12 protein-coding genes and 2 tRNA genes are annotated in these 13,399 nt (G+C 57.7%); 9 read left to right on the top strand and 5 right to left on the bottom strand.

Annotated elements, in window-relative coordinates; translation table 11 throughout:
- Positions 1-52 precede the first annotated feature (52 nt).
- Positions 53-748 (top strand): geranylgeranylglyceryl/heptaprenylglyceryl phosphate synthase, encoded by a 696-nt coding sequence (locus OS242_RS05065; RefSeq protein ID WP_267150567.1) that lies wholly within the window; start codon positions 53-55, stop codon positions 746-748.
- A gap of 95 nt (positions 749-843) precedes the next feature.
- On the top strand, positions 844-1,422 hold the full coding sequence (locus OS242_RS05060) for a GNAT family N-acetyltransferase (protein WP_267150978.1): 579 nt from the start codon (positions 844-846) through the stop codon (positions 1,420-1,422).
- Between the two features lie 51 nt (positions 1,423-1,473).
- Here the strand turns inward: OS242_RS05060 and OS242_RS05055 are convergent.
- From OS242_RS05055 to rseP, 3 genes are all read right to left on the bottom strand, one after another.
- Positions 1,474-1,550, bottom strand: a tRNA-Pro gene (locus OS242_RS05055).
- A 23-nt stretch (positions 1,551-1,573) separates the two neighbouring features.
- Positions 1,574-1,650: transfer RNA gene (locus OS242_RS05050), tRNA-Pro, on the bottom strand.
- Positions 1,651-1,794: 144 nt separating this feature from the next.
- Positions 1,795-2,832: an RIP metalloprotease RseP gene (gene rseP, locus OS242_RS05045; RefSeq protein ID WP_267150566.1), complete on the bottom strand. Its 1,038-nt coding sequence runs from the start codon at positions 2,830-2,832 to the stop codon at positions 1,795-1,797.
- Between the two features lie 172 nt (positions 2,833-3,004).
- Here rseP and OS242_RS05040 point away from each other — a divergent pair, with 172 nt between their 5' ends.
- From OS242_RS05040 to OS242_RS05015, 6 genes are all read left to right on the top strand, one after another.
- Positions 3,005-4,072 carry an ATP-binding protein gene (locus tag OS242_RS05040; protein ID WP_267150565.1) on the top strand — a complete coding sequence of 356 codons (1,068 nt, stop codon included), beginning with the start codon at positions 3,005-3,007 and terminating at the stop codon, positions 4,070-4,072.
- Between the two features lie 118 nt (positions 4,073-4,190).
- Positions 4,191-6,443, top strand: a complete 2,253-nt coding sequence (gene pcrA, locus OS242_RS05035) for a DNA helicase PcrA (RefSeq protein ID WP_267150564.1) — start codon at positions 4,191-4,193, stop codon at positions 6,441-6,443.
- A 39-nt stretch (positions 6,444-6,482) separates the two neighbouring features.
- Complete coding sequence (gene ligA / locus OS242_RS05030) at positions 6,483-8,486, top strand: NAD-dependent DNA ligase LigA (RefSeq protein WP_407702093.1); 2,004 nt, start codon at positions 6,483-6,485, stop codon at positions 8,484-8,486.
- Positions 8,487-8,612: 126 nt separating this feature from the next.
- Positions 8,613-9,149, top strand: a complete 537-nt coding sequence (locus OS242_RS05025) for a TlpA disulfide reductase family protein (protein WP_267150562.1) — start codon at positions 8,613-8,615, stop codon at positions 9,147-9,149.
- A gap of 93 nt (positions 9,150-9,242) precedes the next feature.
- The gene (gene murA, locus OS242_RS05020; protein ID WP_267150561.1) at positions 9,243-10,517 is read left to right on the top strand and encodes a UDP-N-acetylglucosamine 1-carboxyvinyltransferase; all 1,275 of its coding nucleotides are present in this window, start codon (positions 9,243-9,245) and stop codon (positions 10,515-10,517) included.
- Positions 10,518-10,571: 54 nt separating this feature from the next.
- Positions 10,572-10,832, top strand: coding sequence for an IreB family regulatory phosphoprotein (locus tag OS242_RS05015; RefSeq protein ID WP_267150560.1), 261 nt, complete (start codon positions 10,572-10,574; stop codon positions 10,830-10,832).
- A 105-nt stretch (positions 10,833-10,937) separates the two neighbouring features.
- Here the strand turns inward: OS242_RS05015 and OS242_RS05010 are convergent, their stop codons facing one another.
- The gene (locus OS242_RS05010) at positions 10,938-11,081 is read right to left on the bottom strand and encodes a hypothetical protein (RefSeq protein ID WP_267150559.1); all 144 of its coding nucleotides are present in this window, start codon (positions 11,079-11,081) and stop codon (positions 10,938-10,940) included.
- A gap of 226 nt (positions 11,082-11,307) precedes the next feature.
- Here OS242_RS05010 and OS242_RS05005 point away from each other — a divergent pair, with 226 nt between their 5' ends.
- A complete protein-coding gene (locus tag OS242_RS05005; RefSeq protein ID WP_267150558.1) occupies positions 11,308-12,297 on the top strand; it encodes an MraY family glycosyltransferase in 990 nt (329 codons plus the stop codon).
- A 47-nt stretch (positions 12,298-12,344) separates the two neighbouring features.
- Here the strand turns inward: OS242_RS05005 and OS242_RS05000 are convergent, their stop codons facing one another.
- Complete coding sequence (locus tag OS242_RS05000) at positions 12,345-13,154, bottom strand: ion transporter (RefSeq protein WP_267150557.1); 810 nt, start codon at positions 13,152-13,154, stop codon at positions 12,345-12,347.
- Positions 13,155-13,399: the final 245 nt, after the last annotated feature.

The following is a 13,399-nucleotide window of genomic DNA, read 5'->3' as shown; positions in this document are numbered from 1 at the left end:
GCAGGGGTTTTTGCGGTGTGCCCGGAAAGACAGGATCAGGGAGGGATCGCAAGTGACCGTATGGAAAGACTGGCGGCACGTCGTCAAGCTCGATCCGGACCGCGACACATCGGACGAGCTGCTCTCTTCGCTCGCGGCATCGGGCACAGATGCGGTGTTTGTCGGCGGCACGCTGGGGATCACCTATGAAAATGTGAACCGGCTGTTCGGACGACTGCGCCGATTGGCCCCGGAGTTGCCGGTGTGGCAGGAGATCTCCGACGCAGAGTCGATCCTCGACGGAGTCGACGGCTACGCGGTCCCCGTCGTGCTCAACGCCGGGACGACCGAGTGGTTGATCGGCGCCCATGCCAAAGCGTTGGCACGCTATCGGCCGTTCGTCGACTGGTCGCGCGTGTTGACGGAGGGATACCTCGTCCTCAACGGGCAGGCGGCGGTCGCCGGGCTGACCCAGGCGGTCACCGACCTTGACCGCGAGCAGGCGGGGGCGTACGCGGCGGCCGGCGAGCAACTGTTTTCGATGCCGTCGATCTATCTGGAATACAGCGGCACCTACGGCGACCCGGAGCTGGTCGCAGAGGTTAGTCGCGTGCTCCAGCGGGCGCACCTCTTCTACGGGGGCGGGATCGACAGCTACGAAAAGGCCGAGAGAATGGGCCGCTACGCCGACACCATCGTCGTCGGCAACGCCCTGTACAGTGAAAACTGGCGAGAAGTGCTGAGAGAAACCGTACGAGCGGTAAAATAAGCAGAGCAACATGGAATGCGAAGTGCAAGTGCTAAGTGTGAGTTTGTGAGCTTTCAGTTTGTGGAGACTTGGAAGGGGATTTTGTTTTGGTTCGTATGCAAGGAAAACGGGTCGTGCTGCGCGATGTGACGTGCGAGGATCTGGACAGGCTCTATGAGTATACTTATCTCGCCGAAGACCGCGAACATCGCAACTGGAACGGACCCTACATCCCGATCCCGGAGCGGACGCGGGAGGTGTTTCGCAAGGATCATCAACACTACCTCGACGCGGTGGCGGCCGACGCGGTGCGTATCTGCCTCGGGATCGAGATCGACGGCGAACTGCGCGGAACTGTCACCCGCTACTGGGTGGACGAAAATACGAAATGGCTGGAGATCGGCATCGTGCTCTATGATTCCCGCAACTGGTCGGGCGGCTACGGCACGGAAGCGTTTCAGATGTGGATCGACTATCTGTTTGCCGAAATGGACGACATCGTGCGGCTTGGCATCGCCACGTGGTCAGGCAATGAACGGATGATGAGACTGGCAGCGAGATGCGGAATGATCGAAGAAGGAAGGATGCGCAAAGCGCGAATCGTGCGCGGCGACTACTACGATGCGATCAAAATGGGGATCTTGCGCGAGGAATGGGAAGCGAAGACATCGCAATCAAAACAAAAATCTATGTAAACAGAAAACCATCGGGAACATCACCGATGGTTTTTTGCTGATCGATATGGTTGGTCGGAATGCAGGGATTCGAACCCTGGACCTCACGCTCCCGAAGCGTGCGCGCTACCAAGCTGCGCTACATTCCGATATGGAAAACAAAGATGGGAAATGGTCGGAATGCAGGGATTCGAACCCTGGACCTCACGCTCCCGAAGCGTGCGCGCTACCAAGCTGCGCTACATTCCGACGTTGTTTGTGACCGTTTGTCGCGGTGACAAGAAATAAGATACCATGCCGCCCGCTAGTTTGCAAGTGCCATTTTCAAGAAAACAAAAAGTCCCTTCGCAACGGAAGGGACTTTTGATAGGCTGTAGATGTATTCGGCAAGGCTCACTGGGTAAAGATCTTGAACACGTCTTTGAACGTGACGAGCACCATCAGCGTGAGCAGGCACAGGATGCCGATAAAGTTGATCGAAGCTTCCCGCTCCACGCTGACTCGTTTGCCGCGGCGAATCCACTCCAAGAAGAGGAACACGAGGCGGCCGCCGTCGAGTGCCGGGAACGGCATGATGTTCAGGACGGCGAGGTTGACGGAGAGCAGAGCGACGATATACAGGAAATGCTGCATCCCGGTCTCCGATGCTTGGCCGGTGATGCGGATGATCTCGACCGGACCGCCGAGGTCATTGAACGAGACGGCGCCGGTGATCAGTTGTTTAAATCCGTCGACCGTCATCATCGTGATCTCGCCGGTGTGGCGGAATGCGTACTCGGTGTTGGCCATAAAGTCGCCCGAGCGGATGTAGACGCGCTCCGGACGGATCTCCACGCCGATGGCGACGATGTTTTGCGCGTTTTTCTGCGGGACAGCGGTCAGTTCGACCGTCTTGCCATCGCGCAGGACTTCGATCTCCACCGGTTTATTTTCATGGGCGCGAATCTCTTCGTTAAACACGTTGAAGTTTTCGTTGATCGGCTTGTCGTTGATCGCCATCACGCGGTCCCCGGGCAGGAGGCCCGCTTTTTCAGCCGGTTGTCCGGCGACGACGTTCGCGATGTTCAGTTGAGGCTCCGGCGTGCCGTAGACGTTGAACAGCAGGGTCAGGATCAGGAACGCGCCGATCATGTTCATGATCACGCCGGCTGCGATGACGAGAACGCGTGCAGCCAACGGTCGGTTGTTAAAGTTGTCAGGCGCTGCGGCCGCCTCCGGGTTGTCCTCTCCGAGCATGCGAACATACCCGCCGAGCGGTACCCAGTTCAGGCGGTAGATGATCCCGTTTTGCTCGTGCTTAAAGATCGCAGGACCAAAGCCGACAGCAAATTCCTCGACGCGGACGCCAGTGGCTCGTGCAGCCCAGTAGTGTCCGAGTTCGTGAATGAAGATGAGGAACCCAAGTGCGAGTAGGGCCATCACGATGTTCATTCGATTCATCACTCCCATTTGTAATATGTAGGGGGAAGCGTCCGATCATACTTATGTCCCAGAGAAACGTAATATTCGTTATTATAACATAAGAGGCAAGTTATCTGAGAGAAACGGGCTGTTTTTTGAAGCGTCGAATGGCGCATTCTAACCTTGAAGGAGGGAGAGTCCCATGTCCGTACTCACCATGGTGATCGGAAGTCCCGGCATCGACAAGGCTCCCGTCGTCCGCGAACGGGCTGCCGGGTCGGGCAACGTCGTCATCCGCATGGACGGCGAGGCCGATGCGACGAACGCGATTTTGTTGCAACTGGGCAAAGCGTTGCCGACCGGAAAACGGATCGTGCTCGACGACGCCCTGCGCACGCCCAAGCTGCGCAAACCTTATCTGGAGATGGCGCAACGGTTCGGCTATCGGACCGAGGCGATTTTATTGAACGAGCCGCTGGAAGCCCTGCTCGGCGGCTCGAATCATCAGCGGGACTTGAAAAAATGGGAGCGCCAACTGCGCATCCCGACCTATGCGGAAGGATTTGACCGCATCGAAGTGCGCACGAGCGAACCGGTCTTGGAGGCGGCTCGGGACTTTTTCCGCGACGAGGAAGCCCGTTTGATCCAAGACCCGACGGGGTTGATCCGCGAGTTGGAACAAGACGGCCGTCTTGAACGGTGGCTCCCGGAGTTGCATCGGTGCATCCCCATCGATCAGCACAACCCGCACCATCGCTTCACGATCTACGAGCATATCCTGAAAGCGAGCGACGTGATGGCGGGCAGCACGCTGAAGATGGTCTGGACGATGCTCCTGCACGACATCGGCAAAGCCTACCCCGATATCAAGCAGTTCACCGGCGTGGTCACACAGGACTTTGACGGCTGGAAGAAAAAAGACCGCGTGATCATCGAAAACGGAGCGGACATCCGCGAGGGACGGGACTCCGGCGAGTCTTACATCGTGCGGGGACGTCAGATCCCGCGCGACTGCGTGGACACCAATCTCGTCGGCCATTTTTACGAACATGAAAATCTAGGCGCTCAACTCTCCTTCCGCGTGTTGACGCGGCTCGGCTACGACCACGACTTTGCGCTGGAGGTGGCGACGCTGATTCAGTTTCACATGCTGTTGCCGCGTCAGCCGGACGAGGCCGATCTGAAGGAAATGCGCAGTTTTTATGACAAAGTCGGCGCGTACGCGGGCGATCTGATGTGGGTGCGCCTCGCCGATGATCGCGGCAAATGAGGAAACGGGCGGGAAGACACGTCCGTTTTTCCTGCGTTTTGGGTTTCTTTTGAGAACAGATGTTTGCTATACTGGGTGTATTATCTTGGGATCTTAGACCTTTTGAGGTGTTGTACATATGTTATTTTCTGCGAAAAGTTCGGAAGAGCTGCTCGAACGATTGAACCCCCAGCAAAAAGAAGCGGCGATGCACGGCAGCGGACCGCTGTTGATCGTCGCCGGCGCGGGCTCGGGCAAGACGAGCGTGTTGACGCGCCGCATCGCCTATCTGATTCGCGAGCGAAACGTCGCCCCGTGGCAGATCCTCGCGATCACGTTTACCAACAAAGCGGCCAAAGAGATGCAGTCGCGAGTCGAAGATCTGATCGGACCGATGGCGCACGACGTGTCGATCTCGACGTTTCACTCGATGTGCGTGCGCATCCTGCGCCGCGATGCGAACCGGCTCGGGTATACCAATTCGTTCACGATCCTCGACAGCGGGGATCAACTGACAGCCGTCAAACAGGTGCTCAAAGAGCTCAACCTCGACCCGAAAAAATTTGACCCCAAAGGCCTGCTCGCGACGATTTCCAACGCGAAAAACGACCTGATGGGGCCGGAGAGCTACGAAAAGACCGTTCGCGAAGGCGACGTGTTTGGCAAGACGGCAGTAAATGTCTATGTGGCCTACCAGAAAAAACTGCGGGCCAATAACTCCTTTGACTTTGACGACCTGATCATGAAGACGGTCGATCTGTTCAAGCATCACCCGGACGTGCTGGAGTTTTACCAAAACCGCTGGCACTACCTGAACGTGGACGAGTACCAGGACACCAACCGGTCGCAGTACAAACTGGTCCAACTGCTGGCTGAAAAAAAGAAAAACATCTGCGTCGTCGGCGACTCCGACCAGTCGATCTATGCGTGGCGCGGTGCTGACATCCGCAATATCTTGAGCTTTGAAAAGGACTACCCGGACGCGAAAGTCATCAAATTGGAGCAAAACTACCGCTCGACAGGCAAGATCCTGCAAGCGGCCAACCGGGTCATCATCAACAACGCCGAGCGGGTGGAGAAAAATCTCTGGTCGACCAAGCCGGAGGGCGAACCGCTGCGTCTGTTCAAGGCGTATGACGAGCATGCCGAGGCGCATTTTGTGATCGGGCAGGCGATGGAGCATGTGAAAGCGGGCGGCGCATACGGCGACATCGCCGTGCTGTACCGCACCAACGCCCAGTCCCGCGTGGTCGAGGAAGCGTTGCTCAAATCGACGCTGCCGTACACGATCTACGGCGGCATTCGCTTTTATGAACGCAAAGAGATCAAGGACATCCTCGCCTATCTGCGCCTGATCGCCAACTTGAACGACGACATCTCGTTTGAGCGCGTGGTCAACGTGCCCAAGCGCGGCGTGGGCGACACGACGGTGGCGAAACTGCTGGCATACGGCGCGGTCAATGAAATGTCCGCGTTTGCAGTGGCGCAAGAGGTCGAACAGGTCGGCGTGCGGGGCAAGGCCAATCAAGCCCTGAAGGACTTTGTGCGGCTGATCGGCTCGCTGGCGGCACAGGCCAAATACCTGACCGTCACGGAACTGACCGAAGAAGTGCTCAAGCTGACCGGATACCGCAAAGAGCTGGAAAACGAAAAGACGCTGGAAGCGGATGCGAGACTGGAAAACTTGGACGAATTTCTGTCGGTGACGACGGAGTTCGACCGCAAGCACGACGTGACGGAAGAGGACCGACTGGTCGCATTCCTGACCGACGTCGCGCTGATCGCCGACAGCGAGCAGACCAATGAAGGCGGCACCGAAACGGTCGAAGGCATGAAGTTGATGACCTTGCACGCGGCGAAGGGACTGGAGTTCCCGGTCGTCTTTCTCGTCGGTTTGGAGGAAGGCGTGTTTCCGAGCGCACGGGCGATGCAGGCGGATGAATACGGCGAGGTCGAGGAAGAGCGCCGTCTGATGTACGTCGGCATCACCCGGGCGGAGGAGAAATTGTTCATGTCCTATGCGGCGACCCGCACGATGTACGGCCAGACCAAGGCCAACCCGCCGTCTCGCTTCTTAAAGGAGATCCCGAAAGATCTGCTGGAAGAGGTCGTGCCGGCACGGCGCGGCTTTGACCGGCCGGAGCGACCGGCGCGCGATGCGGCACCGGCGACCGTCGGCGGCAACTTTGGCATGCGCATCCCGGCGTCGATGGGGGCGGACATGTCCCAGACGTGGGACATCGGCGAGCAGGTCGAGCACCGCAAATGGGGCATCGGCGAGATCTATCAGACGGAAAACTCGGGAGACGATCTGGAGTTGTATATCCGATTCCCGGAGCCGATCGGCGAGAGAAAGCTGCTGGCGAGATTTGCGCCGATTGTGAAAGTGTAGAGGAGGAGAGCGAGCGTGGCGGAAACACAACAAGAGCGGATGCGGGAATTGGTCGATTTGCTGAATGAATACGGCCATGCCTACTACACATTGGATCAGCCGAAAGTGACCGACGCGGAGTACGACCGGCTGTACGACGAACTGGTGCGGCTGGAGACGGAGACCGGGGTCACGCTGCCCGATTCGCCGACGCACCGGGTCGGCGGCGTGATCATCGACTCGTTCGCCGAGCACAAACATTTGGCGCGGCTGTGGAGCCTAGACAAAGCGCAGAATGCGGATGAACTGCGCGAGTGGGAAAAGCGCGTACGGAAATTGATCGACGAATTTAACAAAAAAAACCCGGAAGACCCGTTGCCCGAGCCGACGTTTGTGCTGGAGCAAAAGTTTGACGGACTGACGATCAATCTCACCTACCGGGACGGCGTGCTGGTCCAAGCGGCCACCCGCGGTCGCGGTGTGGTCGGCGAGTCGGTACTGGCGCAGGTGAAGACGATCCGCTCGGTGCCCCTGTCGATCGGCTTCAAAGGCTTGATCGAGGTGCAAGGCGAGGTCATCATGCCGTTGTCGGTGCTGGAGACATACAACAAACAAGCCATCGAAACCGGAGCTGAATTGTTGAAAAACGCCCGCAATGCTGCATCCGGGGCGATCCGCCAAAAAAACGTCGAAGTGACGGCCAAGCGCCATCTGGATGCGTATTTCTACTCGGTCGGCTATTACGAGGGCGTGGAATTTACCACGCACGAGCAGATCACGGCGTTTTTGCGGGCCCATCAGATCAAGGCGAGCGCATACAGCAAAACGTTTACCGGCATGGACGATCTCGTGGCGGAGATCGAGCGGTTTGACAACGAAGAGCACGGATCGCTCGATTATCTGATCGACGGGATGGTCATCAAACTCAACGACATCCGCACCCGCGAGGTGCTTGGGTACACCGACAAGTTCCCGCGCTGGGCGGTGGCGTTCAAATTTGAGGCGGAAGAGTATTCGACGATCCTCGAAGACGTCGTGTGGGACGTCGGGCGCACCGGGAAGATCACGCCGACCGCTCTGTTGGAGGCGGTCGACATCGGCGGCGTGACGGTGCAACGGGCGACTCTGAACAACTGGGGCGACATCCAGCGCAAAGGCGTGGAGGTCGGCTGCCGGGTGGCGATCCGCCGCTCGAACGACGTCATCCCGGAAGTGCTGTACAAACTGGATGACGACAGCCTCACCACGCAACCGATTGAAAAGCCGACCCACTGCCCGAGCTGCGGGACGGAACTGACGGAAAAAGGCGCGCATCTGTTCTGCCAGAACGTGACTGGCTGCGAGACGCAGGTCGTGGAGCGCATCTCGCACTTTGCGTCGCGCGGGGGGATGGACATCGAGACGTTTTCGATCAAGACGGCTCAGCAGTTGTTCAAAGAGTTGCAGGTGAGCGACCCGGCCGATCTCTACGACCGGCTGACGATGGAGCAACTGCTGTCCCTGCCGCGCTTTGGCGAGAAGAAGGCGCAAAACCTCATCGCCGCTCTGGAAAAGAGCAAGACGCGCGATCTGGCCGCATTCCTGCACGCCCTCGGCATCCCGAACACCGGCGCACGGATGACACGCGACCTGGCCGAAACGTTTGGCTCGCTGGATGCGGTGATGAACGCGACGTTCGAAGAACTGGTGGCGATCCCCGGATTTGGCGAGATCGTGGCGGAGAGCATCGTGACGTTCTTTGCGACGGAGCGGGTGCAGCAGAGCATCCGGCGGATGCGCGACGCCGGAGTCGATCCGACGTTCGAAGCGCCGCAGGTGGCCGAAGCGGCGGAGGAGAGCCCGTTCTACGGCAAGACGGTCGTCCTGACCGGCACCTTGCAGACGATGGGCCGCAACGACGCCAAAGCCAAACTGGAGTCGTTCGGAGCGAAAGTGACGGGGAGCGTCTCCAAAAAGACCGACTTCGTCATCGCGGGCGAAGAGGCGGGCTCCAAATTGGAAAAAGCCCAAAGCCTCGGCGTCACCGTGCTGACCGAAGAGCAATTTATCGAAATGACCAAATAAACGCGGCCGGGACTGTGCGTCCCGGTTGTTTTTTTGCTCACGAGATTGTCAGACAACCGCTCTGTGCAAGTGCGGTCCGCATTCGTTATACTGAACGAAGAACAACATGCAGGAGGAACACCCGTTATGATCCGAAAATGGCTCGGGCTCTTTTTCGCCCTCACACTGGCTGTCGTCGTCGCCGGTTGCGGCAGCGAGGAGCCCCCGGCAGCCCCGACCGATCCGAACGTCGGCGGGTATCCGGGCAAGATCGCGCCCGATTTTACCCTGACGACGATGAGCGGGCAGACGGTGACGCTGTCGGAGTTGCGCGGGCAGCGTATCTTTTTAAATTTCTGGGCGTCGTGGTGCCCGCCTTGCAAAAAGGAGATGCCCGATCTCCAGCAGATGTCCCGCGACTATGAAGGCAAGGTCGTCGTCTACGGCGTCAACGCCACATCGGAGGACACCGTGGAGAAGGCGCAAGAGCTGGTCGGCAGGCTCGCGCTCACCTTCCCGCACCTGATGGACGTCGAAGGCACCGTCAAGCGCGACTACCGGGCTCTGTCGCTGCCCGTCTCCGTGACCATCGGCCCCGACGGCCGGGTGATCGACCGTTACGACGGCCAACTCAGCCACGAACAGATGAAAGCGATGTTTGACCGCCTGACCCTCGCTCCATAGACCGACCCCTCGAACACTCTAAGATGATCCTCACGGTAAGATGTGGTAAAATGTGTCTGTCGAGCCAGTACAAGTTAAATGAGGTGTGCAACGATGGAATTACTTCGTGTGATCGGCGGGAAACCGCTCAATGGCGAGATTCAAGCGTCGGGAAGCAAAAACTCCGTCCTGGCGATCATGTGCGCCGTCCTGCTCTGTGACGGCGAAACCATTTTAGATAATGTCCCGAGACTTTCTGACGTCAACACGTTGATGCAGATCCTCAATGAAACAGGCCTCGCCTGCGAATGGATCGATACCAACTCCGTGAAGATCGTCAACAACGGCGTCACCAACTGGTCGGTATCGGAAGATCTCGTGCGCAAAATGCGCGCTTCCTTCTCCGTCCTCGGTCCGTTGCTGGCCAAAGCGGGCAAATCGCAGATCCCGCTGCCGGGCGGTTGCGTGATCGGCGCCCGTCCGGTCGACCAGCATCTCAAAGCGATGCAGGCGCTGGGTGCCAAGATCCAAATGCTCGAAGGCTCCGTCTATGCGGAAGTCCCGCCGGGCGGTCTGCAAGGCGCTGCAATGTACCTCGGCACGAGATTTGGCGCGACCGTCGGCGGAACCAACGCCGCGATCATGGCCGGCGCGCTCTCCAAAGGCACGACGGTCATCTACAACGCCTCCCGCGAACCGGAGATCGTCGACCTCGTGATGTTCCTGAACAAAGCGGGTGCGCGCATTCGCGGCGTCGGCACCGACATCATCACCATCGAAGGCACGCCGGAGCTCAAAGGCGTCCGCTACTCGGTGATGACCGACCGGATCGAGTCGGGCACCTACCTGTGCGCCGGCGCGATGACGCGCGGCAAAGTCACCGTCTCCAACATCCCGCCGCAAACGCTGGCCGGTCTCCCGGCTCTCTTGTTCGACATGGGCTGCGAGATCACGCTGGACGGCGACAGCGTCACCGTCGACGCCCGCGACCGCGACCTGCGTTCGACGAACGTGATCACGTTTGCGTATCCGGGATTTGCCACCGACCTGCAGCCGCCGATGCTCACCTTGCTGACGACGGCGACCGGCATCTCCTATGTCAAAGAGACCGTCTTTGACGCTCGCTTTGGCTTTACCCAAGAGCTGACTCGCATGGGCGCCGACATCAAGATCAGCGGCGACACCGCGATCGTCAGCGGTGTGGAAAACCTGCACGGCGCCCGCGTCGTCGCCAGCGACCTGCGCGCATCCGGCGCGTTGATCCTCGCAGGTCTCGCAGCCAAGGGCACGACGACCATCGAAGGTCTGCAATACCTCGACCGCGGCTACGAGCGTCCGGTCGATAAGTTTATCGCCCTCGGCGCCGAGGTGGAACGCATCACCGTTTGACATCCAGAGCAACAGACGCGCCACAGATCCCGGAACTTAAAGGAGGAATAGTACATGTCGAACCTCGACAAGACCATGATTTTCCGTCCTGACCAAGAATCCGATCTCCTGCTCGAGATCATCGAAAAAGTCATCCCGGCATTGAAAGAACAAGGCTACGATCCGTCCCGCCAACTGGCCGGCTACATCGTGACCGGGGAGAGCAACTACATCACCTCGGCCCACAACGCCCGCGCCACCATGGCGAAGATCGACCGCCTGACCGCCGTCGAACAGATCTTGAACGATTATCTCAAGCTGAAAGGCCTCTCGTAATCTGGCACTTCCGGCACAATGGAAAGAGACGCGTCGCCTCGGAGGCCGCGTCTCTTCTCCTGTTTACGAATCAGCCCGTCCACCGAATGGCGTTCCTTTTCGCGATCAATCGCGGCCGCGCAGGAACTCGCTCACCGTGGAGCGGTCTTGCGCTTTTACGCGAACAAACGCGATCTTGTTCGACATCCGGCCGAGCATGAATACCAATGGAATAGCAACCAAGTGGAACAACAGAATACCGCTGATCATGAGTAACTCCTCCTAAACTGTCATTTTTGGTTCGATTGCTAGATTCTATGAAGGGCCAAGAGTTGATAGAACACAAATCGTCGCTGTTTTTTCAAGAATCGTCTCTTTTGTTTTTCTTCGGGACTCTGGTATAATGGGTACGGTTTTTATAAGGGAATTTGCGCACACTACTGGTAACTCAAATCTTGTAACTCAAAGTGGCGCAGAGGGAGGCGAAACACAGAACATGCAATCCCTGATCTCAGTGCTGACGGCGACGTTGATCGTCTCATTTGCGCTCGTGTACTTTATGGTTCCGTACGTGAGGAAAGTGGCGATGAAATACGGATTCGTGGACTTGCCCAATCCGCGCAAACTGCACAAGGAACCGATTCCGCTGCTCGGCGGGGTCGCGCTGTACTTCGCATTTGTCATCACCGTCTTTGTGATGGAATTCTTCTTTGGAAAAATCGACGGCACGTTCTACGGGATCTTGATCGGCGGCTTTTTGCTCTTTGCCATCGGGGTCCTCGACGACTACTACAAGACGCGGGGCAAAGACTTCCCGGCCTGGCCGAAACTGCTCACCCACATCGCGGCGGCTGTCGTGCTGGTGGCGTTCGACGTCCGGGTCAACTCGATCACCATTCCGTGGATCGACGCGCCGTATTATAACTTCAGCGATCACGGCATCGGCTGGGTCTCCTACGCGGTGACGATCCTCTGGGTGGTCGCGATCACCAACATGCTCAACTTCCTCGACGGGGTGGACGGTCTGGCAGCAGGGATCGCCTCGATCTCCGGCACGACGCTTCTGTTCATCGCCTTGATGGCCGACAACGGCTCGGTCGCGCTGTACGCAGTGGCGCTGATCGGCGTCTGCCTGGCGTTTCTCAAGCACAACTTCCACCCGGCGCGCATCTTCATGGGCGACGCGGGCGCGACGTTCCTCGGCTTCACGCTGGCGGCCATCGCGGTCGACGGCGCGTTCAAATCGGCGACGTTCGTCTCCGTGATCGTGCCAGTGCTTGCACTTGGGGTGCCGATCTTTGACACGGTGTTTGTCATCATCCGCCGGATCAAAGAAAAACGCCCGATCCACCACGCCGACAAATCGCACACGCACCACACGCTGATGCAGAGCGGCATGAATCAGGTGCAGACCGTGTCCTTCATGTATCTGCTCGGCATCTGCTTCTCACTGGCGTCAATCGTCGTGTTGCTGGTCAATAAATAACAAGAAAGAGCGACTCACCCGCATCCGGGGAGTCGCTCTTTTGTATGCTAGTCTTTGGATGTATCCCGCAGCAACGCCATCATCCGCAGCAGCGTCCGATACTCCGCGTCGCTGAGCGATTCGATGTGCTGGATCTGGTGGATCACATCTTCCTTGATCCGCAGATGCAGGCGGTCCTCGGCCGCTTCCTCTTCCTCCAGCGACCCGTCTTCCAACGCTTGCAGTTTGTATTTCATTTTGATCGAGTCAAAAAACGTGATCGAGTGGTTGGCGAGATTGGCCGTCAGCGTCGAGATCATGCCGATGCCGGTCACCATCAGGAACGCCACGATCATCCGCCCGCCCTCTGTTTTCGGTGAAATATCCCCGTAGCCGACCGTCGTCGTCGTGACGATGGCCAGCCACACCGCGTCTCCGAACGTTTGAATCGAATCGTTCACGCCGTACTCCAACATATAAACCCCGGAAGAGGCCCACATTAAGACGACGAAGACAAACAGGAAGATCACACCGAGCTCCCGCGACGTGATCAGACTCCACAGCAGCGGCGACTCTTTAAAAATGCGGATCAACCGCACCACCCGGATGAATCGGGCGAGCGGGAAAAAAGACTCCAGCGGAATCATCGCCAGCAGGTCGAACCAATTTTTCTTTACATACTCCCATTTTCGCGCCGCTCGTTGCAAGCCCCAGATGTACTCGACCGCAAATACGGAGATCAGCGTGATGTCGATTCTCCAGATCAATTGGGGAGTCAAAAACGGGTGATCGGCCGGATCGGCAAAGATGATGATGGCATACGTCAGAACGGTCAGAATGATAAAGACTTCATAAAACATCCGTCCAATGAAAAGCAAACGCACACTCCCTCTCTACTCTACCATGTAAGCATTAAAAAAGAGGGAGAGCAACTCCCTGACTGGTATTTTCCATAAAATTGATGGATAGGTCCTCGTTCCTATTGAAAGATTTCACCAATATCCCCAGTGTTTCAACATGAATTTGCAAATTTGTCAGAAGAAAAACAGGAAATATGACGAATCATGTCGAAGTTGAAGAGCAAATTAGGGACCTGAGTTTTCAGGAATGAGGAGCTATTATG

This window comes from Tumebacillus lacus (genome assembly GCF_026410385.1).
GTDB lineage: Bacteria > Bacillota > Bacilli > Tumebacillales > Tumebacillaceae > Tumebacillus > Tumebacillus lacus.
Note: the sequence above shows the minus strand (reverse complement) of the source record. Positions and strands in the feature narration are given on the sequence as shown.

Excerpts from the sequence above, each read along its gene's own strand:
- ligA (WP_407702093.1), top strand. The coding sequence starts at position 6,483 with ATGCGGGAATTGGTCGATTTGCTGAATGAATACGGCCATGCCTACTAC.
- OS242_RS05040 (WP_267150565.1), top strand. The coding sequence starts at position 3,005 with ATGTCCGTACTCACCATGGTGATCGGAAGTCCCGGCATCGACAAGGCT.
- OS242_RS05060 (WP_267150978.1), top strand. The coding sequence starts at position 844 with ATGCAAGGAAAACGGGTCGTGCTGCGCGATGTGACGTGCGAGGATCTG.
- OS242_RS05010 (WP_267150559.1), bottom strand. The coding sequence starts at position 11,081 with ATGATCAGCGGTATTCTGTTGTTCCACTTGGTTGCTATTCCATTGGTA.
- pcrA (WP_267150564.1), top strand. The coding sequence starts at position 4,191 with ATGTTATTTTCTGCGAAAAGTTCGGAAGAGCTGCTCGAACGATTGAAC.
- rseP (WP_267150566.1), bottom strand. The coding sequence starts at position 2,832 with ATGAACATCGTGATGGCCCTACTCGCACTTGGGTTCCTCATCTTCATT.
- murA (WP_267150561.1), top strand. The coding sequence starts at position 9,243 with ATGGAATTACTTCGTGTGATCGGCGGGAAACCGCTCAATGGCGAGATT.
- OS242_RS05015 (WP_267150560.1), top strand. The coding sequence starts at position 10,572 with ATGTCGAACCTCGACAAGACCATGATTTTCCGTCCTGACCAAGAATCC.
- OS242_RS05005 (WP_267150558.1), top strand. The coding sequence starts at position 11,308 with ATGCAATCCCTGATCTCAGTGCTGACGGCGACGTTGATCGTCTCATTT.
- OS242_RS05025 (WP_267150562.1), top strand. The coding sequence starts at position 8,613 with ATGATCCGAAAATGGCTCGGGCTCTTTTTCGCCCTCACACTGGCTGTC.